At 67.7% G+C, this 23,490-nt stretch carries 22 protein-coding genes and 1 other RNA gene; 19 read left to right on the forward strand and 4 right to left on the reverse strand.

Translation table 11 applies throughout. The features are described 5' to 3' along the window. Positions 1-41 precede the first annotated feature (41 nt). The 3 genes from KUV62_RS02295 to KUV62_RS02305 all read left to right on the forward strand — a co-directional run bounded on the left by KUV62_RS02295 (position 42) and on the right by KUV62_RS02305 (position 3,013). Positions 42-1,013 carry a TRAP transporter substrate-binding protein gene (locus KUV62_RS02295; RefSeq protein WP_222602053.1) on the forward strand — a complete coding sequence of 324 codons (972 nt, stop codon included), beginning with the start codon at positions 42-44 and terminating at the stop codon, positions 1,011-1,013. 154 nt (positions 1,014-1,167) lie between these two features. Continuing rightward, complete coding sequence (locus KUV62_RS02300) at positions 1,168-1,698, forward strand: TRAP transporter small permease (protein ID WP_222602054.1); 531 nt, start codon at positions 1,168-1,170, stop codon at positions 1,696-1,698. A 1-nt stretch (position 1,699) separates the two neighbouring features. Next, on the forward strand, positions 1,700-3,013 hold the full coding sequence (locus KUV62_RS02305) for a TRAP transporter large permease (RefSeq protein ID WP_222602055.1): 1,314 nt from the start codon (positions 1,700-1,702) through the stop codon (positions 3,011-3,013). Positions 3,014-3,081: 68 nt separating this feature from the next. Here KUV62_RS02305 and cbbR read toward each other — a convergent pair whose 3' ends face one another. Next, positions 3,082-4,017, reverse strand: a complete 936-nt coding sequence (gene cbbR / locus KUV62_RS02310; protein WP_222602056.1) for a LysR family regulator CbbR — start codon at positions 4,015-4,017, stop codon at positions 3,082-3,084. A gap of 100 nt (positions 4,018-4,117) precedes the next feature. Here cbbR and KUV62_RS02315 point away from each other — a divergent pair, with 100 nt between their 5' ends. From KUV62_RS02315 to KUV62_RS02365, 11 genes are all read left to right on the forward strand, one after another. After that, a complete protein-coding gene (locus KUV62_RS02315; RefSeq protein ID WP_222602057.1) occupies positions 4,118-5,125 on the forward strand; it encodes a class 1 fructose-bisphosphatase in 1,008 nt (335 codons plus the stop codon). Between the two features lie 31 nt (positions 5,126-5,156). Next, the gene (locus KUV62_RS02320; protein ID WP_222602058.1) at positions 5,157-6,029 is read left to right on the forward strand and encodes a phosphoribulokinase; all 873 of its coding nucleotides are present in this window, start codon (positions 5,157-5,159) and stop codon (positions 6,027-6,029) included. Positions 6,030-6,042: 13 nt separating this feature from the next. Then, a complete protein-coding gene (gene tkt, locus KUV62_RS02325) occupies positions 6,043-8,028 on the forward strand; it encodes a transketolase (RefSeq protein ID WP_222602059.1) in 1,986 nt (661 codons plus the stop codon). Positions 8,029-8,132: 104 nt separating this feature from the next. Then, entirely contained in the window at positions 8,133-9,212 is a 1,080-nt protein-coding gene (gene fba, locus KUV62_RS02330; RefSeq protein WP_222602060.1) for a class II fructose-bisphosphate aldolase, read from the forward strand. Positions 9,213-9,278: 66 nt separating this feature from the next. Beyond that, the gene (locus tag KUV62_RS02335; RefSeq protein WP_222602061.1) at positions 9,279-10,742 is read left to right on the forward strand and encodes a form I ribulose bisphosphate carboxylase large subunit; all 1,464 of its coding nucleotides are present in this window, start codon (positions 9,279-9,281) and stop codon (positions 10,740-10,742) included. Between the two features lie 78 nt (positions 10,743-10,820). Next, positions 10,821-11,240 carry a ribulose bisphosphate carboxylase small subunit gene (locus KUV62_RS02340; RefSeq protein ID WP_222602062.1) on the forward strand — a complete coding sequence of 140 codons (420 nt, stop codon included), beginning with the start codon at positions 10,821-10,823 and terminating at the stop codon, positions 11,238-11,240. A gap of 97 nt (positions 11,241-11,337) precedes the next feature. After that, positions 11,338-12,270: a CbbX protein gene (gene cbbX / locus KUV62_RS02345; RefSeq protein WP_222602063.1), complete on the forward strand. Its 933-nt coding sequence runs from the start codon at positions 11,338-11,340 to the stop codon at positions 12,268-12,270. Further along, a complete protein-coding gene (gene rpe, locus KUV62_RS02350) occupies positions 12,267-12,968 on the forward strand; it encodes a ribulose-phosphate 3-epimerase (RefSeq protein ID WP_222602064.1) in 702 nt (233 codons plus the stop codon). Before cbbX ends, rpe begins: the two co-directional genes overlap by 4 nt. Positions 12,969-12,971: 3 nt before the next feature. Further along, on the forward strand, positions 12,972-13,526 hold the full coding sequence (locus KUV62_RS02355; protein WP_222602065.1) for a thioredoxin family protein: 555 nt from the start codon (positions 12,972-12,974) through the stop codon (positions 13,524-13,526). 43 nt (positions 13,527-13,569) lie between these two features. Further along, positions 13,570-14,259 (forward strand): phosphoglycolate phosphatase, encoded by a 690-nt coding sequence (gph, locus tag KUV62_RS02360; RefSeq protein ID WP_222602066.1) that lies wholly within the window; start codon positions 13,570-13,572, stop codon positions 14,257-14,259. After that, entirely contained in the window at positions 14,256-14,948 is a 693-nt protein-coding gene (locus tag KUV62_RS02365) for an HAD-IA family hydrolase (RefSeq protein ID WP_222602067.1), read from the forward strand. Before gph ends, KUV62_RS02365 begins: the two co-directional genes overlap by 4 nt. Positions 14,949-14,976: 28 nt before the next feature. Here the strand turns inward: KUV62_RS02365 and KUV62_RS02370 are convergent, their stop codons facing one another. Continuing rightward, entirely contained in the window at positions 14,977-15,576 is a 600-nt protein-coding gene (locus tag KUV62_RS02370) for an SAM-dependent methyltransferase (RefSeq protein WP_222602068.1), read from the reverse strand. A 167-nt stretch (positions 15,577-15,743) separates the two neighbouring features. Here KUV62_RS02370 and KUV62_RS02375 point away from each other — a divergent pair, with 167 nt between their 5' ends. Genes KUV62_RS02375 through KUV62_RS02385 form a run of 3 tightly spaced genes read left to right on the forward strand, consistent with a single transcriptional unit; the run spans position 15,744 to position 19,266 of the window. Further along, positions 15,744-16,946, forward strand: coding sequence for an ABC transporter substrate-binding protein (locus KUV62_RS02375; protein WP_222602069.1), 1,203 nt, complete (start codon positions 15,744-15,746; stop codon positions 16,944-16,946). A gap of 6 nt (positions 16,947-16,952) precedes the next feature. Beyond that, positions 16,953-18,635 (forward strand): ABC transporter permease, encoded by a 1,683-nt coding sequence (locus KUV62_RS02380; protein ID WP_222602070.1) that lies wholly within the window; start codon positions 16,953-16,955, stop codon positions 18,633-18,635. After that, positions 18,628-19,266, forward strand: a complete 639-nt coding sequence (locus KUV62_RS02385) for an ATP-binding cassette domain-containing protein (protein ID WP_222602071.1) — start codon at positions 18,628-18,630, stop codon at positions 19,264-19,266. The genes KUV62_RS02380 and KUV62_RS02385 overlap by 8 nt, the downstream gene beginning before the upstream one ends. 7 nt (positions 19,267-19,273) lie before the next feature. On the opposite strand, the gene KUV62_RS02390 is transcribed toward KUV62_RS02385, so the two are convergent. Next, a complete protein-coding gene (locus tag KUV62_RS02390; RefSeq protein WP_222602072.1) occupies positions 19,274-19,744 on the reverse strand; it encodes an SRPBCC family protein in 471 nt (156 codons plus the stop codon). Between the two features lie 50 nt (positions 19,745-19,794). Next, the gene (gene nudC, locus KUV62_RS02395; protein WP_222602073.1) at positions 19,795-20,754 is read right to left on the reverse strand and encodes an NAD(+) diphosphatase; all 960 of its coding nucleotides are present in this window, start codon (positions 20,752-20,754) and stop codon (positions 19,795-19,797) included. A gap of 424 nt (positions 20,755-21,178) precedes the next feature. On the opposite strand from nudC, the gene KUV62_RS02400 reads away from it, so the two are divergent. Together KUV62_RS02400 and ffs are read left to right on the forward strand one after the other, a co-directional pair. Continuing rightward, positions 21,179-23,155, forward strand: a complete 1,977-nt coding sequence (locus KUV62_RS02400; RefSeq protein WP_222602074.1) for a bifunctional 2',3'-cyclic-nucleotide 2'-phosphodiesterase/3'-nucleotidase — start codon at positions 21,179-21,181, stop codon at positions 23,153-23,155. 70 nt (positions 23,156-23,225) lie between these two features. Further along, positions 23,226-23,324, forward strand: an RNA gene (gene ffs / locus KUV62_RS02405) — signal recognition particle sRNA small type. The last annotated feature ends 166 nt before the right edge of the window (positions 23,325-23,490 follow it).

Below are 23,490 nucleotides of genomic sequence, written 5' to 3' on the forward strand. Positions count from 1 at the left end.
CACAGAAAAACATTAGAACACAAACAACAGGGAGTCCGAATATGAAGACCATCAACACATTGCTCGCCGCCACCGCGCTGGCCGGGATCGGCGCTGCCGCGCAGGCCGAGAAGTGGGACATGCCGATGGCCTATGCCGCCACCAACTTCCACTCCGAGGTCGGCGCCTCCTTCGCCTCCTGCGTGACCGAGGGCACCGGCGGCGATCTCGAGATCGTCACCCACCCGTCGGGCTCGCTGTTCGGCGGCGCCGAGATCAAGCGCGCGGTGATGACCGGCCAGGCCAATATCGGCGAGCGTCTGCTCTCGGCCCACCAGAACGAGAACGCGCTCTACGGCGTCGACTCGATCCCCTTCCTCGTCTCCTCCTTCGACGAGCACGAGAAGCTCTGGGAGATCGCCTCGCCCTACGTCGCCTCGGCGCTCGAGGAAGACAACCTGCACTACCTCTACTCGGTGCCGTGGCCGCCGCAGGGCCTCTACACCAACATGGCGATCGAGGACATCGCCGACCTCAAGGGCGTCAAGTTCCGCTCCTACTCCACCGCCACCGCCCGCATGGCCGAGCTGACCGGCATGCTGCCGGTACAGGTCGAGGCGGCCGAGCTGAGCCAGGCGCTGGCCACCGGCGTCGCCGAGAGCTTCATCTCGTCGGGCGCCACCGGCTATGACCGCGGCGTCTGGGAGCACCTGTCGCATTTCTACGAGGTCGACGCCTGGCTGCCGCGCAACGCGGTCTTCGTCAACATGGACGCCTGGAACGACCTCTCCGACGAGACCAAGGCCGTGATGGAGGACTGCGCCAGCACGGCCGCTGCCGACGGCCTCGCCAAGTCGAAGGACTATACCAGCTTCACGCTTGGCGAGCTGAAGAAGAACGGCATGACCGTCGAGCGCGCCTCCGAGCACCTGATGGGCCAACTGCAGGAGCTTGGCGCCACCATGACCAATGACTGGCTCGAGGCCGCGGGCGAGGACGGCAAGGCCATCGTCGACGCCTACAAGGGCGAGTAGGCCCGCGCGCGACAGCGCCAAGACAGGTCACAGGCCCGCCCCGGCGCGGGCCTGTGCGTTCCGGCCCCCACCGAGGGGCCTTCCCGACAGACAAAGGCGCATCCCTGCCCCGGCAGGACAAAAAAGCGCCGCGACCAACAGTGAGGGACAGGACATGGCCGCCGCAAAGGCGCTCAGGCGCATCCTAGACACGCTCTATCTCATCGGAGGCATCGTCGCCTCGCTCTTCCTGATCGCGATCCTTTCGATCATCGTGCTGCAGATGCTGGCGCGTTGGACCGGGCAGGTGTTTCCCGGCGCCACCTCCTATGCCGGCTACTGCATGGCGGCGGCCTCGTTCTTCGCCTTCGCCTACGCGCTGAACCACGGCGCCCATATCCGCGTGTCGCTGTTCCTCTCGGCGCTCGGGCGATTCCGCTGGTGGGGCGAGCTCTGGTGCTTCGGCATGGGCACCGCGATCTCGACGTGGTTCGCCTGGTACGCCATCCGCGGCAACCAGATCTCGCACCGCTGGAACGAGCTCAGCCAGGGGCTCGACGCCACGCCGATCTGGATCCCGCAGCTGTCGATGTCGATCGGCACGGTGCTGCTGGCCATCGCCTTCTGGGATCATCTCGTGCGGCTGATCTTCACCGGATCGCACGGCATCACCACCGATCTCGTCGACCAGAGCCAGGGAGAATGACATGGAACAGATGATCCCCATCGCCATCTTCCTCTTCGTGCTGTTCCTGCTGCTGGGCTCCGGCGTCTGGGTCGGCCTCGCGCTCATGGGCGTGGCCTATGTCGGGATGGAGCTCTTCACCTCGCGCCCCGCGGGCGACGCCATGATCACCAAGGTCTGGGCCTCGTCCTCGAGCTGGACGCTGACCGCCCTGCCCCTCTTCATCTGGATGGGCGAGATCCTCTATCGAACGCGATTGTCGGAAGACATGTTCCGCGGCCTCAGCCCGTGGATGGCGCGCCTCCCCGGCGGCCTCGTGCACACCAACATCGTCGGCTGCACGGTGTTTGCCGCGGTCTCCGGTTCCTCGGCAGCGACGCTGACCACGGTGGGCAAGATGTCGATCCCCGAGCTGCGCAAGCGCAACTACCCCGAGACCATGGTGATCGGCACGCTTGCCGGCGCGGCCACGCTCGGCCTGATGATCCCGCCCTCACTGACGCTGATCGTCTACGGCGTCACCATCAACGAGAGCGTCACCAAGCTTTTCATGGCGGGGGTCTTCCCCGGCCTTGTGCTGGCCCTGATGTTCATGGGCTACGTGGCGGTGATGTCCTTCGTCTCCAGGGGCTTCAATCCCGATCCCGAGCCGAAGATGAGCTTCGTCGAAAAGCTCAAGAACTCGCGCTTCCTGATCCCGGTGATCTGCCTGATCCTCGTGGTGATCGGCTCCATGTACATGGGCATCGCCACCGCCACCGAGGCTGCGGCCTTCGGCGTCATCGGCTCGCTGATCCTTGCCGCGACGCAGGGCTCTCTGAGCTGGTCGAGCTTCAGCGAAAGCCTGATGGGCGCGGTGCGGACCTCGGCGATGATCGCGCTGATCCTCGCCGGTGCCTCGTTCCTGTCGCTGTCAATGGGCTTCACCGGCATCCCGCGCGGCCTTGCCGACCTGATCGCCAGCTGGAACCTGTCGAAATTCGAGCTGCTGATGGCGCTTCTGGTGTTCTACATCATTCTCGGCATGTTCCTCGATGGCATCTCCTCAGTGGTGCTGACCATGGCGGTGGTCGAGCCGATGATCCGGGCGCAGGGCATCGACATCATCTGGTTCGGCATCTTCATCGTGGTGGTGGTCGAGATGGCGCAGATCACCCCTCCGATCGGCTTCAACCTCTTCGTGCTTCAAGGCATGACCGGCCACGAGATGAACTTCATCGCCAAGGCGGCAATCCCGATGTTCCTGATCATGGTGGTCATGGTCTTCGTGCTGATCGCCTTCCCGGAGTTGGCCACCTGGCTGCCCGACAACATCCGCAAGGGGCCCGCCGGCTGACCGGCGCGCCCAAGAATTTTAGCTAAAATTCTTGGCCCCAGGATTTTTCGTACGAAAAATCCTGGGGGTCACCCCTCCGGCGGCCAGTGCGGCAGGAAGCGGTCCTTCTCGGTCGCGATGAACTGCCAGACCGTGCGCGCCGCCCCGCTGAGCGGTGCCTCGGCCGGGTGCAGCAGGAACCAGTGCCGCATGATCGGCAGCCCCGGCAGGTCCAGCGTCACCAGACGCCCGCTGCGCAGCTCCTCCACCACCGTGTGATAGGAAATCAGCGCCACCCCCAATCCCGCGATCACCGCCTGCTTGATGGTCTCGTTGGTGCCCATCTCGGCGCGCTCGTAGGTCTTGCCCTCGCCGATCCGGTCGAGAAAGCGCGTGGCGAGGATGCGCGTGCCCGAGCCCTGCTCCCGCATCAGGATGGTCTCTCGCAGAAGCGCGTCCGGCGTGATCTCGCGCACCCCCGCCAGCGGGTGGTCCGGCGGCGCGATCAGCACATGCGGGTGATCGCCCAGCGACAGCGCGTCGAGCACCGGCTCGCGCGGCGGGCGGCCCATGATCGCCAGATCCAGCGCGCCGTCCTGCAGCGCTCCGATGATGGCATCGCGGTTGCCGATCTGCAGCAACACCTCGATCTCGGGGCAGGCCTTGCGCAGCCGCGCCACGATGGCAGGCGCAAAATACTTCCCCGTCGAGACCACGCCCAGAACCACCGTCCCGGCCATGCCCTTCTGCAACGCATCGATTCGGCGCAGGGCGAGGCGGAAGCCCGCATCGGCGCGCTCATGGGCGAGCAAAAGCGCCTCCCCTTCCGGCGTCGCAGAGAAAGGCCCGGCCCCCTCCCGCGACAGCATGGCACAGCCAAAGGTCTGCTCCAGCGCCTTGAGCTGGCTGTGCACCGCCGGGGCGCTGAGCCCGAGCTCCTCCGCCGCGCGTGAAATTGATCCTGTTCTATCAACGGCTTCCAGAGCGCGGAGCTGTTTGAAGGTCAGCGATGCCAATCTGCGCATTCAGGTTTTCCTAAAACAGGATCAAAAGTTTTAAATTTTCTAACAAGCGCTAATCGGGAAGATCAAGTCTCAGTCACCCGTCGAGGAGGAGGAGGCCTTGATGACCGACCGCAACCCCTATTCCGCCGACGCGCCGATCCCGGCCCGCCTGCGCCCCGCCATGGAAGCCATCGGCCGGGTCGGCCGCGATCTCGCCAGGCACATCGCCCGCGGCCCGCTCGCCGGCCAGCTCGCCGCCGCCGTGGGCGACAATGCCGATGGCGACGAGCAGAAGGCGCTCGACGTCATGGCCGACACGGCCTTCGCCGCGGCGCTGCGTGGCACCGGCATCCGCTGGTACGCCTCCGAGGAGCAGGACCGGGTCATCGAGCTCGATCCCGCCGGTCGTCTGGCGCTGGCCATCGACCCGCTCGACGGCTCGTCCAACATCGAGACCAACGTCTCGATCGGCACGATCTTCTCGATCCGCGAGGCAGGCGAGGCAGGCGAGCCCAGCTTCCTGCGCCCCGGCCACGAGCAGATCGCCGCCGGCTACATCATCTACGGTCCGCAATGCATGATGGTGGTGACCTTCGGCGACGGCGTGCAGGATTACGTGCTCGACCTCGAGACCGGGCTCTTCACCCTGATCAACACCCGCCTCACCATCCCCGACGAGAGCGCCGAGTTCGCCATCAACGCCTCGAACTACCGCCACTGGTCGAAGCCCGTGCGCGCCTATATCGACGATTGCCTCGCCGGCAGCGAGGGCCCCCGCGCCAAGAACTTCAACATGCGCTGGATTGCCTCGCTGGTGGCCGAGACCCACCGCATCCTCGTTCGCGGCGGGCTGTTCCTCTACCCGCGCGACGACCGCCCGGGCTATGCCGAGGGCCGCCTGCGCATGGTCTACGAATGCGCCCCCATCGCCATGCTGGTCGAGCAGGCGCAGGGCCGCGCCACCGACGCCACCACCCGCATCCTCGACAAGACCCCCCTGAGCCTGCACGCCCGCACGCCCTTCGTCTTCGGCTCGGCCACCAAGGTCGACCGCGTCACCGCCTATCACGACCTGCCCGAGCAGGAAGTCTCCGCCCTCTTCGGCCATCGCGGTCTGTTCCGCGTCTGAGACCCGTCAGGAAAGACCGCAGGAAAAACACATGAGCAAGAAACACCCCATCATCTCGGTCACCGGCTCCTCGGGCGCAGGCACCACCACGGTCAAGGCCACCTTCGACCAGATCTTCCGCCGCGAGGGCATCGAGGCGGTGTCGATCGAGGGCGACGCCTTCCACCGCTACAACCGCGCCGACATGAAGGCCGAGCTCGATGGCCGCAAGGCCGCTGGCGACGAGACCTTCTCGCATTTCTCCTACGACGCCAACGAGCTCGGCGAACTCGAGAGCATCTTCCACACCTATGGCGAGACCGGCACCGGCCGCACCCGCCACTACATCCACGACGACAAGGAGGCCGAGCGCCACGGCACGCCCCCGGGCCATTTCACCGACTGGAAGCCCTTCGCCGATGACAGCGACCTGCTGTTCTACGAGGGCCTGCACGGCGCGGTGAAGAACGACGAGGTCAACCTCTCGGCGCTGGCCGATCTCAAGATTGGCGTGGTGCCGGTGATCAATCTCGAGTGGATCCAGAAGATCCACCGTGACAAGGCCAGCCGCGGCTACACCACCGAGGCGGTGACCGACACCATCCTGCGCCGGATGCACGCCTACGTGCACTGCATCTGCCCGCAATTCGTCGAGACCGATGTCAATTTCCAGCGCGTGCCGGTGGTCGATACCTCCGACCCGTTCATCGCCCGCTGGATCCCCACCGCCGACGAGAGCCTCGTGGTGATCCGCTTCAAGAACCCGCGGGGCATCGATTTCCCCTACCTGACCTCGATGATCCAGAACTCATGGATGAGCCGGGCCAACTCGATCGTCATCCCGGGCGGCAAGATGGACCTCGCCATGCAGCTGATCTTCACGCCGATGGTGCAGCGCCTCGTCCATGATTCCAAGCGTGCCTGAAGGAGCCCTTTCGATGACCATTCAGCAAGCGATCCCCACCACCACCGAGGACTTCATGGCCAACGCCATCCGCGCCCTCGCCATGGATGCGGTGCAGGCGGCGAACTCGGGCCATCCCGGCGCGCCGATGGGCATGGCCGACGTCGCCACCGTGCTGTTCAACCGGTTCATGACCGTCGACCCGAGAGACGACACCTGGCCCGACCGCGACCGCTTCGTGATGAGTGCCGGGCACGGCTCGATGCTGGTCTACGCGATCAATCACCTGCTGGGCTATGACGACATGCCGCTCGACCAGCTCAGGCGCTTCCGCCAGCTCGGCAGCCGCACCGCCGGACACCCGGAATACGGCCACGCCAAGGGCATCGAGACCACCACGGGCCCGCTCGGCCAGGGCATCTCGACCGCCGTCGGCATGGCGCTGGCCGAGCGCATGATGAATGCCCGCTTCGGCAATGATCTGGTCGATCACTTCACCTATGTCATCGCCGGCGACGGCTGCCTGATGGAAGGCATCAGCCACGAGGCGATCGACCTCGCCGGACACCTGGATCTCTCCCGCCTGATCGTCCTCTGGGACGACAATGGGATCACCATCGACGGGGGCACCGACCTCTCGACCTCCACTGACCAGACGGCGCGCTTCGCGGCGGCCGGATGGCACGTTGCCTCCGTCGATGGGCATGACAAGGAGGCGGTCGCGGCGGCGATCGAGACCGCCCGCAGCGATCCGCGCCCATCGATGATCGCCTGCAAAACGATCATCGGCTTCGGCGCGCCCAACATGCAGGGCACGCACAACGTGCACGGCTCACCGCTCGGCGCCGACGAGATCGCCGCCACCCGCGAGGCGCTTGGCTGGCCGCACCCGCCCTTCGAGATCCCCGCCGAGGTCCGCGACGGCTGGCGCGCGGTGGCGGCCCGCGGCGGCGCCGCCCGCGAGGAGTGGCGCCGGCGGCTCAGCGCAAGCCCGAATGCCGAAACCTTCCGCGCCGCGCACGGCCCAGCCGATGCCGCGGCCCTCGACGCCGCGATCTGCGCCTACAAGCACCGGCTCTCGACCGACGCCCCCAAGGTCGCGACCCGCAAGGCCAGCGAGATGGCGCTCGAGGTGATCAACGGCACGCTGCCCAACACAGTGGGCGGCTCCGCCGACCTCACCGGCTCGAACAACACGAAGACCAAGGTGCAGCGCCCGGTCACACCGGGCGACTATGCCGGCAGCTACATCCATTACGGCATCCGCGAGCATGGCATGGCGGCGGCGATGAACGGCCTCGCGCTGCATGGCGGGCTGAAGCCATATGGCGGCACCTTCCTCGCCTTCGCCGATTACTGCCGGCCCGCGATGCGGTTGTCGTCGCTGATGGGGGTGCCGGTGGTCTATGTCATGACCCATGACAGCATCGGCCTCGGCGAGGACGGCCCGACCCACCAGCCGGTCGAGACCATCGCCTCGCTGCGCGCCATGCCCAACCACCTCGTGTTCCGCCCCGCCGATGCGGTCGAGACCGCCGAGGTGTGGCAGCTCGCCATTACCGAGACCAATCGCCCGAGCACGCTGGCGCTGTCGCGTCAGGGGCTGCCCACGGTGCGCACCCGCCACACCGACGCCAACCTCAGCGCCCGCGGTGCCTACCTGCTGCGCGACCCGGGCAAGCGCGACGTGACGCTGATCGCAACCGGCTCAGAGGTCGAGGTCGCGCTTGCCGCCGCCGAGCTGCTGGAGGCCGACGGCCTCAGGGCGGCCGTGGTCTCGGCGCCCTGCTTCGAGCTCTTCGCCGAAGCGTCTCCTGAGGCCCGCGCCGAGCTGCTTGGCGATGCCCCGCGCATCGGCATCGAGGCTGCGATCCGTCAGGGCTGGGAGCTGATGCTGCGGCCCGAGGACGGCTTTGTCGGCATGACCGGTTTCGGCGCTTCGGCCCCGGCCCCCGATCTCTACCGCCATTTCGGCATCACCGCCGAAGCAGTGGCAAGACTGGCGCGCGACATGACCTGACGCGCCCCGCCCGCAGACCAGACAGACAGCCCCGGTGCCCTCCGCGCCGGGCCGGAGGAGACTTGCCCGACATCGGGCCACAGAGCCACCAGAGGGAGGACATCATGGCGCTCATCACCCTGAGACAACTGCTCGATCACGCCGCCGAGAACGGCTACGGCGTGCCCGCCTTCAACATCAACAACATGGAGCAGGGCCTCGCGATCATGGAGGCGGCCGAGGCCTGCGACGCGCCGGTCATCCTGCAGGCCTCGCGCGGGGCGCGGAGCTATGCCGGCGACATCATGCTGCGCCACATGGTGCAGGCGTTGGCGGAGATGTTTCCCTCCAATCACATCGTGATGCACCAGGATCACGGCAACAACGACGCCACCTGCCTCTCGGCGATCCGCCACGGCTTCACCAGCGTGATGATGGACGGCTCGCTCGAGGAGGACATGAAGACCCCGGCGTCGTACGACTACAACGTGGAGATCACACGCCGCGTCACCAAGGCCGCCCACGCGGTCGGCGCCTCGGTCGAGGGCGAGCTCGGTGTGCTGGGCAGCCTCGAGACCGGCGAGGCCGCCGCCGAGGACGGCTCGGGCGCCGAGGGCAAGCTCAGCCACGACCAGTTGCTGACCGATCCCGATCAGGCGGTGGAGTTCGTCATGGCCACCAAGTGCGACGCGCTGGCCATCGCCTGCGGCACCTCGCACGGTGCCTACAAGTTCACCCGCAAGCCCGATGGCGACATTCTGTCGATGGAGACCATCCGCCGGATCAACGAGAAGCTGCCCAACACCCACCTGGTGATGCACGGCTCGAGCTCGGTGCCGCAGGCGCTGCAGGACCTGATCAACGCCAATGGCGGGCATATGCCGCAGACCTACGGCGTGCCGGTCGAGGAGATCGAGCGCGGGATCAGCATGGGCGTGCGCAAGGTCAATATCGACACCGATTGCCGCATGGCGATGACAGGCCAGTACCGCCGCATCGCGCAGGAAAAGCCCGAGGAATTCGACCCGCGCAAGTTCAACGCGCCGGCAATGGAGGAACTGCGCGCGCTCTGCCGCGACCGCTTCGAGCGCTTCGGCACCGCCGGGCAGGCCTCGAAGATCCGTCCCGTCTCGCTCGACGAGATGGCAAGCCGCTACGCCAGCGGCGCGCTCGACCCGCAGATCGCCGCGGCCAACGCCGCCTGACGCCCCCTGACAGGCGCCAACCCACAGACGCCACCCGACAGACGACATCCAGAGGAGGAGATGACCATGCTGGACAACGCAAAGACCGTCACCGACGCCAAGAAGCGCTACAGCGCGGGCGTGATGAAATATGCCCAGATGGGCTACTGGGAGCCGGATTACACCCCCAAGGACACCGACGTCATCGCGCTGTTCCGGATCACCCCTCAGGATGGCGTGGATGCGGTCGAGGCCGCCGCCGCCGTCGCGGGCGAGAGCTCCACCGCCACCTGGACCGTGGTCTGGACCGACCGGCTCACCGCCTGCGACAAGTACCGCGCCAAGGCCTACCGGGTCGATCCGGTGCCCAACAGCGAGGGCGAGTACTTTGCCTATATCGCCTATGATCTCGACCTGTTCGAGGGCGGCTCGATCGCCAACCTGACCGCCTCGATCATCGGCAACGTCTTCGGCTTCAAGCCGCTCAAGGCGCTGCGCCTCGAGGACATGCGCCTGCCCACCGCCTACGTGAAGACCTTCCAGGGTCCGGCCACCGGCATCGTCGTCGAGCGCGAGCGCCTCAACGTCTATGGCCGCCCGCTGCTCGGCGCCACGGTCAAACCCAAGCTCGGCCTTTCGGGGCGCAACTATGGCCGCGTGGTCTATGAGGCGCTGAAGGGCGGGCTCGATTTCACCAAGGATGACGAGAACATCAACAGCCAGCCCTTCATGCACTGGCGCGACCGGTTCCTCTACTGCATGGAGGCGGTGAACCGCGCCTCCGCCGCCACCGGCGAGGTCAAGGGCACCTATCTCAACGTCACCGCCGCCACCATGGAGGAGATGTACGAGCGTGCCGAGTTCGCCAAGTCGCTGGGCTCGGTGATCATCATGATCGACCTGGTGATCGGCTACACCGCGATCCAGTCGATGGCCAAGTGGGCGCGCGACAATGACATGATCCTGCACCTGCACCGCGCCGGCCACTCGACCTACACCCGCCAGCGCTCGCACGGGGTGTCGTTCCGGGTCATCGCCAAGTGGATGCGGCTTGCCGGCGTGGACCACCTGCACGCCGGCACCGTCGTCGGCAAGCTCGAGGGCGATCCGGCGACAACCAAGGGCTATTACGACATCTTCCGCGAGGAATATAACCCGATGGCGCTGGAGAATGGCATCTTCTTCGACCAGGACTGGGCCTCGCTCAACAAGATGATGCCGGTGGCCTCGGGCGGCATCCATGCCGGCCAGATGCACCAGCTGCTCACCTACCTGGGCGAGGACGTGGTGCTGCAGTTCGGCGGCGGCACCATCGGCCACCCGCACGGCATCCAGGCCGGCGCCACGGCCAACCGGGTGGCGCTCGAGGCGATGGTCTTCGCCCGCAATGCCGGGCGCGACATCTGGAACGAGGGCGAGGACATCCTGCGCGATGCGGCCCGTACCTGCACGCCGCTGAAGCAGGCGCTCGACACCTGGAAGGACGTCACCTTCGACTACGCCTCGACCGACGCGCCGGACTTCGCGCCGACGCCGGAAGTCTCGATGTGAGCCCGCGCGGGGGCGCAGCCGCGCCCCCTCCCCCTAGCGTTTCACGGGCAACAGCCCGATCACCTGAAAGGACATGACATGCGACTGAGACAGGGCCAGTTCAGCTTTCTCCCGGACCTCACCGACGACGACATCCGCACCCAGGCGCAATACGCCATCGACAATGGCTGGGCGGTCTCGGTGGAATACACCGACGATCCGCACCCGCGGAACAGCTACTGGGAGATGTGGGGCCACCCGATGTTCGACAATCCCGACGCCGCGGCAGTGGTCTTCGAGGTCAACGAGTGCCGCAAGGAGCACGGCTCGAAATACATCCGCGTGCTGGCCTTCGACGCCAGCGCCGGCTGGGAATCGATCCGCATGAGCTTCATCGTCAACCGCCCCGCAGAGGAGCCGGGCTTCCGCGTGGTGCGGCAGGAGGGCGAGGGCCGCAAGATCCGCTACACCATCGAGAGCTACGCCATGCGCGAACCCGAGGGCGCGCGCTACGCCTGAGCCCGGTGCGGGATGACCGACGCCGGACCGGGGGGCTTTGCGCCCCCCGGACCCCCCGCAGGATATTTTCAGCCAGAAGAAGACAGGGGATCCGCCCATGAATGCCGAAGCCAAGGGGATGACACCGCAAAGCGTGGACCTTGCCGCCTCTTACGAGGAGTCGGGCGTGAAGGACGTACTGCGCGAGCTCGACGAGACACTGATCGGGCTTGCGCCGGTCAAACAGCGCATCAAGGAGACCGCGGCGCTGCTGCTGGTCGACAAGGCGCGGCGCGAGATGGGGCTGGCCACCGAGACGCCCACCCTGCACATGAGCTTCACCGGCAATCCCGGCACCGGCAAGACCACGGTGGCACTTAAGATCGCCGACCTGCTGCATCGCCTGGGATACGTGCGGAAGGGCCATCTGGTCACGGTGACGCGCGACGACCTGGTGGGGCAGTATATCGGCCACACCGCGCCCAAGACCAAGGAAGTGCTGAAGAAGGCGATGGGCGGCGTGCTGTTCATCGACGAGGCCTATTACCTCTACCGCCCCGAGAACGAGCGCGATTACGGCCAGGAGGCGATCGAGATCCTGCTGCAGGTGATGGAGAACAACCGCGACGATCTCGTGGTGGTCCTGGCGGGCTATGCCGACCGCATGGACCGGTTCTTCGAATCGAACCCGGGCTTCCGCTCGCGCATCGCGCATCACATCGAATTCCCCGATTACAGCGATACCGAGCTCGAGAGCATCGCCGAGATCATGCTGGCGGAGCAGAATTACGTCTTTGACGAGGGTGGCAAGCGTGCGATGGAGGAGTATATCGGGCAGCGACGCGTGCAGCCGCACTTCGCCAATGCGCGCTCGATCCGCAATGCGCTCGACCGGGCGCGGCTGCGGCAGGCCAACCGGCTGTTCGAGACCTCGGACGGCCCGCTCGACGCCACGGCGCTGAGCACCATCACGGAGGCGGACATCCGCGCCAGCCGCGTCTTCCGGGGCGGGCTCGAGGTGGACCGCGCGCAAAGGGAGACATGCGCATGAGCTTCGACCGTTCGATCAAGATCGCCCCGTCGATCCTGTCGGCCGATTTCGCCAATTTCGGTGCCGAGATCCGGGCCATCGAGGCGCAGGGCGCCGACTGGGTGCACGTGGACGTCATGGACGGGCATTTCGTGCCCAACCTGACCTTCGGCCCGCCGGCGGTGAAGGCGTTCCGTCCGCATGTGAAGACCTTCATGGACGTGCACCTGATGATCGCCCCGGTGGACCCCTATATCGAGGCTTATGCCGAGGCCGGCGCCGACATGATCACCGCCCATATCGAGGCGGGCCCGCATATCCACCGCACCCTGCAGGCGATCCGCGCCCAGGGCGTGAAGGCGGGCGTGGTCCTGAACCCCGGCACCCCGGCGGAGGCTGTTGCCGACGTGCTCGATCTCTGCGACATGGTGCTGATCATGACGGTGAACCCCGGCTTCGGCGGGCAGAAATTCATCCATTCCGGCGTCGAGAAGACCCGCAAGGTGCGCCAGATGATCGGCGACCGGCCGATCCACATCCAGATCGACGGCGGCATCACCCCCGAGACCGCGCCGCTGGTGGTCGAGGCGGGAGCCGACGTGCTGGTCGCGGGCTCCGCCGTGTTCAAGGGCGGCTCGGTCGATACGCCCGAGGTCTACGGCGCCAACATGCGCGCCATCCGCGAGGCCGCCGAGGGCGCCCGCGCCAAGGCGGCCTGAGCCATGCCGGTCGTCCCGCCCGTCTGCGATTTCGGCCGGCCCGCGCCGGGCTTCTCGCTGCCCGGCACGGACGGCCGCAGCCACACGTTCCGCGACATCGCGGGGCCGAAGGGCACGCTGGTGATGTTCATCTGCAACCACTGCCCCTACGTGCTCGCGGTGCTCGACCGGATCATCCGCGACGCGCGCGATCTGCAGGCGCTGGGCATCGGCGTGGTGGCGATCAGCGCCAACGACGCCGAGGCCTACCCGCAGGACAGCTTCGCCAACATGAAGACGATGGCGGAACAGAAGGGCTTTCCCTTCCCCTATCTCTACGACGAGGGCCAGGGTGTTGCCCGCGCCTATGGAGCCGCCTGCACGCCGGATTTCTTCGGCTACGACGCCGGCGGCGGGCTGCAATATCGCGGCCGGCTCGACGCCTCGCGCAAGGAGGCCGGCCCCGCCGACCTGCGCCGCGATCTCTACGAGGCGATGCAGCAGGTCGCCGAGACCGGGCATGGCCCGAAGGAACAGATCCCCTCGATGGGATGTTCGATCAAGTGGAAGCCCGCCTGACCGGCGCGCCTCAGCGCAAGAACGCAAGCCGGAAGGAGTGCCCATGACCGCCCCCACCACCGCGCCCGTCACCAGGATCGTCTTCGACCTCGACGGCACGCTGATCGACAGCGCCCCCGACCTGCACCTCGCCGCCAATCTCGTCTTGCGCGACGAGGGGCTGCCCGAGATCACCTTCGAGCAGGCGCGCAGCTTCATCGGCAAGGGCGCGGCAGTGCTCATCAGCCGGGTGATGGAGGCGGTGGGGCTAGGCGATGATGGGCAAGAGCACGCGCGGCTGCTGGCCAAGTTCATGGCGCATTACGAGGGTGAGCCCGCCAACACCGTGCTTTATCCTGGTGTTGTCGACGCGCTGGCCCGGCTCGAGGCGGCGGGATATCCGATGGGGCTCTGCACCAACAAGCCCGGCGCGCCCACCCGCATCGCGCTGCGCCATTTCGGGCTCGAGCGCTTCATGCAGGCGGTTGCGAGCGCCGACACCCTGCCCGAGCGCAAGCCCGACCCGGCGCCGCTGCGCCACGTGGTGAACGCGCTGGGAGGCGGCCCCGCGCTCTACGTGGGCGACAGCGAGGTCGACGCCGAGACCGCCCAGCGCGCCGGCCTGCCCATCGCGCTCTATACCGAGGGCTATCGCAAGACCCCCGTCGAGCAGCTCTACCACACCTATCTCTTCGACCATTTTGACCAGTTGCCGGAAATCGTCGCGCGCCACGGCGCATCCGTCGAGGCATGAGCGCGCCGCTCCGGGCGCTGATCTTCGACGTCGACGGCACGCTGGCCGAGACCGAAGAGGCGCACCGGCAGGCCTTCAATGACATCTTCGCGCGCGAAAGGCTGGGATGGCACTGGAGCCGCGAAGACTATCGCCGGCTTCTCAAGACCACCGGCGGCAAGGAGCGGATGCGCGCCTTTATCGCCGAGACCGGGCAGAGCGGCGAAGGCTACGATATCGCGGCGCTGCACGCGGCGAAGACGGCGCGTTACGTCGAGATCCTAGAGAAGGGCGGGCTTGCCCTGCGCGACGGGGTCGCGGCGCTGATGGCGGCGGCACGCGCGCGCGGCATTCGGCTGGCCATCGCCACCACCACCAGCCGGCCCAATGTCGAGGCGCTCTGTCGCTGCTGCTGGGGCAAGGAGGCGGCGGAGCTCTTCGACGTCATCGCGGCGGGCGACGAGGTGGCGGCGAAGAAGCCCGCGCCGGATGTCTACACGCTGGCACTGAGGCGGCTGGGCTTGGCCGCAGAAGAGACCCTGGCGCTGGAGGACAGCCGCAACGGCGTGCTGTCGGCACAGGCCGCGGGGATCGCCGTGTTGGTGACGCCGTCGGTCTATACCGAGGGCGAGGATTTTGCCGGCGCGGACCTGGTCCCCTCGCTGGCCCCGACGGATCTGCCGCTCCGGGTCCGCGCGGCGCTTTGCTAGGGTGCCTGACCGCCCGGTGTGGCCGCCCTCAGCCCGCAGGCTTGACCGCCACGAGATCGATAAGCGCCGAGAGGCCCTTGTGTCCGTGGCCCTCGTCAAGCTCGGCCTCGTAGCTTTCGAGCACCCGGATCTCGAGATCCGCAAACGCCTCGCGCAGCAGTGCCTCGGTATAGAGGTTCTCCACCGCCTTCGGCCCACCGGTGCCATAGACCAGCTGCTTGGGCGTGTAGCCGTGCAGCATCAGCACGCCGGCGGGCCGCAGCGCCCGCACCATGCGGGCAAAGAGCCGTGCCCGCGCCTCGGGGCCGACGAACTGGATGAACACCCCGAGCACGAGATCATAGGCGGCCTCGGGCCAGTCCCACGCTTCTAGATCGGCCACCTCGTAGGCCACCTCGACCCCGGCCTCCTGTGCCAGCTTGCGCGCCTTGGCGATGGCCGAGGGTGCGCCGTCCCACGCGATGACCGAAAGCCCCTTCTGCGCGAGAAAGACCGAGTTGCGGCCCTCGCCATCGGCAACCGAGAGCGCGCTTGCGCCGGGCGTCAGCCAATCCTCGTGCTTGCGCAGGAAGGCCGCCGGGGCGCGGCCAAAGACGTAATCCTCGGTGTTGAAACGCTCTTCCCACATGCTTGCCTCTCCCGCTTGGCCTGCCGAAAAGGTAGCCGACCCGCGCGCCCTTGCAAGCGCGACACTGTAACCTTCCCCACCGGAAAGTCATTTGACGCCAGCAACGCGCCATTGCCATAAGCTATGGAAAATTTGGAAAAACACCGCACGACCGGGGAGGATCCCAGATGAAATCCATGCTTGCCGCCGCAACCCTTGCGGCCACGCTCGCCATGCCGGCCCTGGCCGATCCCGACCCGACCGACTGGGACGCGGTGACCGCCGAGGCCGAGGGCCAGACCGTCTACTGGAACGCCTGGGGCGGCTCAGACGTGATCAATGACTTCATCGCCTGGATCGGAGAGCAGGCTGCGGAGCAGGGCGTGACGCTCGAGCATGTGAAGCTCACCGACACCGCCGAGGCGGTGAGCCGGGTGCTGGCCGAGAAGAGCGCCGGCAAGGACGACGGCGGCGGCATCGACCTCATCTGGATCAACGGCGAGAACTTCGCCTCGATGAAGGAAGGCGGGCTGCTCTTCGGTCCATGGGCCGAAGCGCTGCCAAACCGCGCCCTGACCGATCCCGAGAACACCGCGCTGACGGCGGATTTCACCGTCCCGACCGAGGGCATGGAAAGCCCGTGGGGCATGGCGCAGCTGGTGTTCTTCCATGACAGCGCCCGCCTCGCAGAGCCACCGCGCAGCATGTCCACGTTGCTGGCCTGGGCGCAGGCCAATCCCGGCCGCTTCACCTTTCCGCAGCCGCCGGATTTCCTCGGCGCGACCTTCCTGAAACAGGCGCTGATCGAGTTCTCGCCCGACATGATGGCCCTCGAAGGCCCGGTCGAGGATGCCGATTACGAGGCCACCACCGCGCCGCTCTGGGCCTTCATGGACGAGCTGACACCCAATCTCTGGAGGCAGGGCCGCGCCTACCCGCAGAACGGCGCGCGGCTGGTGCAGCTGATGGCCGACAACGAGATCGACATCGGCTTCGATTTCAACCCCAACGCCGCCTCCAACGCCATCGCCAACGGCCAGTTGCCCGACACCGTGCGCAGCCACGTGCACGAGGGCGGCACCTTGGGCAACGCAAGCTTCGTCGCCATCCCCTACAACGCCAATGCCAAGGCCGGCGCCATGGTGGTGGCCGATATCCTGCTCTCGCCCGAGGCACAGGCCCGCATGGCCGACCCGGAGGTCTGGGGGCTCGGCACCGTGCTCGACGTGGCCTCGCTCGAACCCGAGCAGCTGCTGCTCTTCGACCGCATCGAATTTGGCCCCGCGACGCTCAAGCCCGAGGACCTCGGCGAGACCCTGCCCGAGCCGCACCCGTCGTGGATGGTGAAGCTCGAGGAAGACTGGACCGCGCGCTACGGCGTCGCGCAGTAAAGGCCCATGTCCCTGCTCCGGCGCGCCCCGGCCCTGACGCTGCTGGTGATGCTCGGCCCGGTCTTCGCCGGGCTGGCGGGCACGCTCCTGCCCGCCTTCGGCATCCTGCCGGCGCTGGGGCGGGTCGAGCCGGGGCTGATGCCGTTCTCCGAGCTCGCCGCATGGCCCGGCCTGCCGCGTGCCGTGGCGCTGAGCCTCGGCACCGGGCTCGGCGCGACCCTGCTGGCGCTGGCGCTCACCGTGCTGATCTGCGCCGGCTGGCAGGGCACGCGGTCCTTTCGTTGGCTCGAGCGCGCGCTCTCGCCGCTGCTTTCGGTGCCGCATGCCGCCGCCGCCTTCGGCCTCGCCTTCCTGATCGCGCCCTCCGGCTGGATCGCCCGCGCGCTGGCGCCGCTTCTCGGCTGGGAGCGTCCGCCGGACCTCTTGATCCTGCAGGACCCGTGGGGCCTGTCGCTGACCGCCGGGCTGGTGGTCAAGGAGATGCCCTTCCTGCTTTTGATGACGCTGGCCGCCCTGCCCGCCCTACGTCCGGGCCAGAGCCTCGCCACCGCGCGCAGCCTCGGATACGGGCGCAGCGCCGGCTGGCTCAAGACGGTGTTTCCCCGGCTCTACCCGCAGATCCGCCTGCCGGTCTACGCGGTGCTGGCCTTCTCGATGAGCGTGGTCGACGTCGCGATGATCCTCGGCCCCAACACGCCGCCGACGCTCGCCGTGCAGGTGCTGCGCTGGATGAACGATCCCGACCTCGCGCTGCGCCTCCGCGGCGCGGCCGGGGCGCTGCTGCAACTGGCGCTGACGCTGGCCGCGCTGGGGATCTGGCGCCTGGGCGAGATCGCGGTGGCACGGATGGGCCGCGCGTGGATCGAGACCGGTGCGCGTGGCTCCCATGACGCCCCCGTGCGGGCACTCGCCATCGGCGCCGGCGCGCTCTCGGCATTGGCGATCCTCCTCGGGCTCGTGGCGCTCGGCGTGTGGTCGGTGGCGGCTTTCTGGGGCTTTCCGGCAATGCTGCCGGATGCCTTCACCGCCAAGAGCTGGATGAAACAGGGACCACAGTTGCTTGCCCCGGCCGGCGACACCGCGCTGATCGCGCTCATTGCCACCGGCGTGGCGCTGGCGCTGGTGCTGGCTTGCCTCGAGGCCGAGCATCGCTTCGGCCTGCGGCCCTCGGCGCGGGCGCTCTGGCTGCTCTACCTGCCGCTCATCGTGCCACAGATCGCCTTCCTGCCGGGGCTGCAGATCCTCGCGCTGGTGAGCGGGATCGACGGCACGCTGGCGGCGGTGATCGCGGCGCATGTGATCTTCGTACTGCCGTACGTCTTCCTGTCGCTGGCCGATCCCTACCGCGGATGGGACCGGCGCAACGCCCTCGTCGGCCACGCCCTCGGCGCCAGCGCCGCGCGGGTGTTCTGGCGCCTGCGCCTGCCGATGCTGCTGCGCCCGGTGCTGACCGCCGCCGCCGTGGGCTGCGCGGTCTCGGTGGGGCAGTTCCTGCCAACGCTGCTGCTCGGCGGCGGACGGGTGCAGACCCTGACCACCGAGGCGGTGGCGCTGGCCTCGGGCGGGGCGCGGCGGGTGATCGGCGTCACCGCGCTGGCCCAGACGGCCGCCGCCTTCCTGCCCTTCGCACTGGCGCTGCTGGTCCCGGCGCTGGTCTGGCGCAACCGGAAAGGGCTTCGTCATGGCTGAGGGGCTCAGGCTCGAAAACCTCGCGATCACGCTCGACGGCCAGACAATGATGGCGCTCGACGCCCGCGTCGCGCCGGGAGAGGTGCTGACCGTGATGGGGCCCTCGGGCTCGGGCAAGTCGACGCTGCTGGCGGCAATCACCGGCGCGCTCGACCCGGCCTTTCGTCTCTCGGGGCGCGTCCTGCTCGACGGCGAGGACGTGACGCACCTCCCGACCGAGCGCCGGCGCATCGGCATCCTGTTTCAGGACGAGCTGCTGTTTCCGCATCTCTCGGTCGGCGGCAACCTCGCCTTCGGGCTGCCGCCCTCGATGCGCGGCCGCGCCGCCCGGCGCGCCCGCATCGACGCAGCCCTCACGGAGATCGGGCTGGAAGGCTTCGCCAACCGCGACCCGGCGACGCTCTCCGGCGGCCAGAAGGCCCGCGTGGCGCTGATGCGCAGCTTGCTGGCCGAGCCCCGCGCGCTGCTGCTCGACGAGCCGTTCTCCCGGCTCGATGCGGCGCGGCGCGGTCAGATCCGCGAGCTTGTCTTCGCCCGCGCGAAAGCCCAGCGCCTGCCGGTGCTGCTGGTGACCCATGATCGCGAGGATGCAAGCGCCGCAGGCGGAGGGGTGATCGAGCTCGGCGCCTAGAGCGCCCTCAGGAGACGCGCTTCAGCCGATCCTCGAGCTCCTTGGCAAACTCTGCCATCTTCACCCGGAAGCGTTTCTCGAGGTTCGATTTCCCAAGCTTCAGCGATTGCACCATGAGCCGCGCCGACAGCGTCTTGGGCTGCAGCTCGACGCTCATGCCAACCCGCGTCCGGCTGCGCGAGAGCGCCACGAAATCCACCTTGGTGACGGTCTCGAGCCCGCCCGACACCGCGTGGTAGGTGATCGCGTTCGGCGCATCGTACTCCGCCAGCGTCACGTCGACGGTCCGGCTCTTGCCGCGGAACGCGAAGCTCGCCTGCCAGCTCATGCCACGCGGCGTTCCGGCGCCGCCCTCAGAGGTCCGTTGCACGTCGATGCCGCGACGCATGATCTGGCGCTCGATCTGCTCGAAATTGGTGAGCTGTGCAAAGACCTGCTCGAGCGGCGCCTCGATATCCTCGCGGGTGGTGAATTCCATCTGCCCTCTGCCCCGTTCTGAATGTGGGTGTGTTGGCGGTCAGTCTTGCCTCAATCCAGACGGTCCGCAAGCCAGTTGCGCAGCAGGAAATTCGCGATGGACCCGCGCCTTGCCGGTTGCAGCGCCGGGTTCGAGCCGTCGAAGGACGCCGCCAGTTCCTCGCGGCTGACCCAGCGCGCGGTCTCGATCTCGTTCGGGTCGATCTCGATGGCGTCGCTCTCGGCCTCGCCGTGGCAGCCGATCATCAGCGAGGCCGGGAAGGGCCAGGGCTGGCTGGCGAGGTAGCGCACCGAGCCGACCTTGATGCCTGCCTCCTCGACCACCTCGCGGCGCACCGCCGCTTCCAGCGTCTCGCCCGGCTCGACAAAGCCCGCGAGGCAGGAGAACATCCCCTCCGGCCAGCCCGGCGAGCGGCCCAGCAGGCAGGCATTGCCGCGGGTGATCAGCATGATCACCACCGGGTCGGTGCGTGGGAAATGATGGGCGCCGCAGGACGGGCAGATGCGCTGCCAGCCCGCCATGAAGACATCGCTCCTGGTGCCGCACCGGGCGCAGAAGCCGTGGCTCTGGTGCCAGCCGAACAGCGCGCGGGCGGTGGCGCCAAGCTCGGCATCGCGCGGGGTGAGCTGGGTCAGCAGCGCGCGCAGCTCGACGAAATGCGCGCCTTCACAGGCCGGGTGGACCTGCTCGGAGCTGTCGAGGAAGCCGGCCTCGCCCGGCGCCTCGCCCTCGGGCGCCCAGCCCGAGATGTCATGGGAGAAGATGGCACCGCTCTCATCGCGCCCGAGAAACAGCGGCTCGCCGCGCGCCTCGCCGAGGACGGGATGGTCGAGCGGCAGGCGGCAGAGGCCGGACCCGTCCGACTGCATCAGCACCTTGCCACGCCAGAGCACGATCGTGCGCGTCTCGGGCGCCTGCATCAGCGCCGCCAGCGCCGGAATGTCGCCGCGAAGTTCCGCCGCCCGGTCGAGCCCGGATCCGCCGAATGTCACCTCTTCCGCATGTCGCATGATCGTCCCTGCCCCTGTTCTGTGTTGCGTCCGCCCAAGAGATCCCATCGCTCTCTCCCGGCAAACCTTTCCGACCGCCCGAACCGGCCCAGACTTTCCGACGGCGTTCCCGCGCAACTCCAGCCTGACCGCCCGATGCGACCCAAGCTGTCCCACGGCGCACCCCCGAAAAGCCAGACCGACCGCCCGAACCGGCCCAGGCTTTCCCACGGCGTCCCCGTGGCGATCCAGCCCGACCGGCCAGACCGGCCCACCAAATCCCATGACACGCCCGCCCCGGCGTGGCAAACCTGTTTCCGGAGGCGGGCTTCCGCAACGGAACTCATCTCCCGAAGGTTGAGCGCGATGGTTTTGTCTTCTCGTGTGATCTCGCTGTTGGAAAACTGGTCCACAAGCGAATCGCGCATCAGCAGGAGAGCCGCCCATGACCCGCTTCACCCCTTCCGAACTCACCCGCCGTTCGTTCCTGGCGGGCACAGCCGCGGGCTCCGCCTTGATCGCACTGCACCCATATTCCGCCAGAGCCGCCGCGAACCAGGCGCATCTGCGGATCATGGAGACCACCGATCTGCACGTGCACGTGATGCCCTATGACTATTACTCCGACAAACCGGTCGACACGGTGGGCCTGTCGCGCACGGCGACGCTGATCAACGGCGTGCGGGCCGAGGCCACCAATTCGATGCTGCTCGACAACGGAGATTTCCTGCAGGGCAACCCGATGGGCGATTACGTCGCCTACGAGCGCGGCATGAAGGAGGGCGACACCCACCCGGTGATCGACGCGATGAACGCCGTGGGCTTCGACGCCGGCACCATCGGCAACCACGAGTTCAACTACGGGCTCGAGTTCCTGATGAAATCCACCGCCGGGGCGCAGTTTCCCATCGTGCTGGCCAATGTCTCGAAGAGCCTCGGCGCCAACCCGCGCGAGGACGAGACGCTCTACAAGCCCTATGTCATCCTCGAGCGCGAGCTCACCGACGGGGCCGGCAATGCCCACCCCATCAAGGTCGGCGTGATCGGCTTCACCCCGCCGCAGGTGATGAACTGGGACCGCAAGCATCTCGAGGGCAACGTGATGGCCCGCGACATCGTCGAAACCGCCCGCGCCTGGGTGCCGCAGATCGTCGAGGAGGGGGCCGACATCGTCATCGCGCTGAGCCATTCCGGCATCGGCTCGGCCGATCACGAGGACGGCATGGAGAACGCCTCGGTGCCGCTGGCCGGCGTCGACGGGATCGACGCGGTGATGACCGGGCACAGCCACCTCGTCTTCCCCTCGCCGACCTATGCCGATTACGCCGCCGTCGACGCCGGCGCCGGCACGATCCACGGCAAGCCGGCGGTGATGGGCGGCTTCTGGGGCTCGCATATGGGCCTGATCGACCTGCTGCTCGAGCGCGACGGCAACGGCTGGCGCGTGGTCTCGGCCACCACCGAGGCGCGCCCGATCTCGCAGCGCAACGAGGATCGCTCGGTCACCGCGCTGGTCGAGGATGCGCCAGAGGTGCTGGCCTCCGTCGAACAGGCGCATGAGGAGACGCTGGCCTATGTGCGCCGCGCCGTGGGCAAGACCTCGGCGCCGCTCTACAGCTATTTCGCGCTGGTGGCGGATGACCCTTCGGTGCAGATCGTGTCGAACGCCCAGACCTGGTATATCGCGCAGATGCTCGCAGGCACCGAACACGAGGGGCTGCCGATCCTCTCGGCGGCGGCGCCGTTCAAGGCTGGCGGGCGCGGCGGGCCGGAGTATTACACCGACGTGCCTGAGGGCGACATCGCGATCAAGAACGTCGCCGATCTCTACCTCTACCCCAACACCGTGCGCGCGGTGAAGGTGACCGGGGCACAGCTCAAGGACTGGCTTGAGCGCTCGGCGGGGATGTTCAACCAAATCGCGCCCGGCGCGCAGGATGCGACGCTGCTGAACCCCGATTTTCCGAGCTACAATTTCGACGTGATCGACGGGGTGAGCTACAGGATCGACCTGTCGCAGCCGTCGAAATTCGGCCCCAAGGGCGAGCTCGAGGCCCACGACGCCAACCGCATCAAGGACCTGACCTTCGACGGCGCACCGGTCACCGACGACATGGAATTCGTCATCGCCACCAACAACTACCGCGCCTCCGGCGGCGGCAGCTTTCCGGGCACCGGCGACACCATCATCTTCGAGGGCCCCGACACCAACCGCGACGTCATCGTGCGCTACATCGTCGAGCAGGGCACGATCAATCCCAGCGCCGACGGCAACTGGTCCTTTGCGCCGATGCCCGACACCACGGTGCTGTTCGAGACCGGCCCCGCCGCCCGCGCCTATGCCGACAGCGTGCCGGGGCTGAACCTCGAGGATGCCGGCGACACCGAACAGGGCTTCGCGCTGTTTCGCATCGCGCTCTGATCCGCCTGCCCCGGCCCGGTCTTTGCGGGCCGGGGTTGCGAATCCATGACAAAGATCCTAGATGACGCCTTGAGAGGTTGGCGCGGGCAGGCGCCTCGCCAACCCGGTCAGGTCCGGAAGGAAGCAGCCGTAACGAGCCCCGCTTGGGTCGTTGTCCAGCCTCTCACTTCAGCCCTCGAGCAAGATAAACATGTCGCAAGGCATGCCGGGGGCGGCGCGCCGCGCAGGCGGTTCGAGCCATCTTTCCCCAGACAGGCCCGCCGCTAGCGGTGCGAGGCGGGATCCGCCCTCGTGACGATCCCGCTGCGCGAAAAGGTGCCGCGGGTCCCGAGAAA

This window comes from Salipiger bermudensis, assembly GCF_019801965.1.
Lineage (GTDB): Bacteria > Pseudomonadota > Alphaproteobacteria > Rhodobacterales > Rhodobacteraceae > Salipiger > Salipiger bermudensis_A.

Excerpts from the sequence above, each read along its gene's own strand:
- KUV62_RS02295 (WP_222602053.1), top strand. The coding sequence starts at position 42 with ATGAAGACCATCAACACATTGCTCGCCGCCACCGCGCTGGCCGGGATC.
- KUV62_RS02300 (WP_222602054.1), top strand. The coding sequence starts at position 1,168 with ATGGCCGCCGCAAAGGCGCTCAGGCGCATCCTAGACACGCTCTATCTC.
- KUV62_RS02305 (WP_222602055.1), top strand. The coding sequence starts at position 1,700 with ATGGAACAGATGATCCCCATCGCCATCTTCCTCTTCGTGCTGTTCCTG.
- cbbR (WP_222602056.1), bottom strand. The coding sequence starts at position 4,017 with ATGCGCAGATTGGCATCGCTGACCTTCAAACAGCTCCGCGCTCTGGAA.
- KUV62_RS02315 (WP_222602057.1), top strand. The coding sequence starts at position 4,118 with ATGACCGACCGCAACCCCTATTCCGCCGACGCGCCGATCCCGGCCCGC.
- KUV62_RS02320 (WP_222602058.1), top strand. The coding sequence starts at position 5,157 with ATGAGCAAGAAACACCCCATCATCTCGGTCACCGGCTCCTCGGGCGCA.
- tkt (WP_222602059.1), top strand. The coding sequence starts at position 6,043 with ATGACCATTCAGCAAGCGATCCCCACCACCACCGAGGACTTCATGGCC.
- fba (WP_222602060.1), top strand. The coding sequence starts at position 8,133 with ATGGCGCTCATCACCCTGAGACAACTGCTCGATCACGCCGCCGAGAAC.
- KUV62_RS02335 (WP_222602061.1), top strand. The coding sequence starts at position 9,279 with ATGCTGGACAACGCAAAGACCGTCACCGACGCCAAGAAGCGCTACAGC.
- KUV62_RS02340 (WP_222602062.1), top strand. The coding sequence starts at position 10,821 with ATGCGACTGAGACAGGGCCAGTTCAGCTTTCTCCCGGACCTCACCGAC.
- cbbX (WP_222602063.1), top strand. The coding sequence starts at position 11,338 with ATGAATGCCGAAGCCAAGGGGATGACACCGCAAAGCGTGGACCTTGCC.
- rpe (WP_222602064.1), top strand. The coding sequence starts at position 12,267 with ATGAGCTTCGACCGTTCGATCAAGATCGCCCCGTCGATCCTGTCGGCC.
- KUV62_RS02355 (WP_222602065.1), top strand. The coding sequence starts at position 12,972 with ATGCCGGTCGTCCCGCCCGTCTGCGATTTCGGCCGGCCCGCGCCGGGC.
- gph (WP_222602066.1), top strand. The coding sequence starts at position 13,570 with ATGACCGCCCCCACCACCGCGCCCGTCACCAGGATCGTCTTCGACCTC.
- KUV62_RS02365 (WP_222602067.1), top strand. The coding sequence starts at position 14,256 with ATGAGCGCGCCGCTCCGGGCGCTGATCTTCGACGTCGACGGCACGCTG.
- KUV62_RS02370 (WP_222602068.1), bottom strand. The coding sequence starts at position 15,576 with ATGTGGGAAGAGCGTTTCAACACCGAGGATTACGTCTTTGGCCGCGCC.
- KUV62_RS02375 (WP_222602069.1), top strand. The coding sequence starts at position 15,744 with ATGAAATCCATGCTTGCCGCCGCAACCCTTGCGGCCACGCTCGCCATG.
- KUV62_RS02380 (WP_222602070.1), top strand. The coding sequence starts at position 16,953 with ATGTCCCTGCTCCGGCGCGCCCCGGCCCTGACGCTGCTGGTGATGCTC.
- KUV62_RS02385 (WP_222602071.1), top strand. The coding sequence starts at position 18,628 with ATGGCTGAGGGGCTCAGGCTCGAAAACCTCGCGATCACGCTCGACGGC.
- KUV62_RS02390 (WP_222602072.1), bottom strand. The coding sequence starts at position 19,744 with ATGGAATTCACCACCCGCGAGGATATCGAGGCGCCGCTCGAGCAGGTC.
- nudC (WP_222602073.1), bottom strand. The coding sequence starts at position 20,754 with ATGCGACATGCGGAAGAGGTGACATTCGGCGGATCCGGGCTCGACCGG.
- KUV62_RS02400 (WP_222602074.1), top strand. The coding sequence starts at position 21,179 with ATGACCCGCTTCACCCCTTCCGAACTCACCCGCCGTTCGTTCCTGGCG.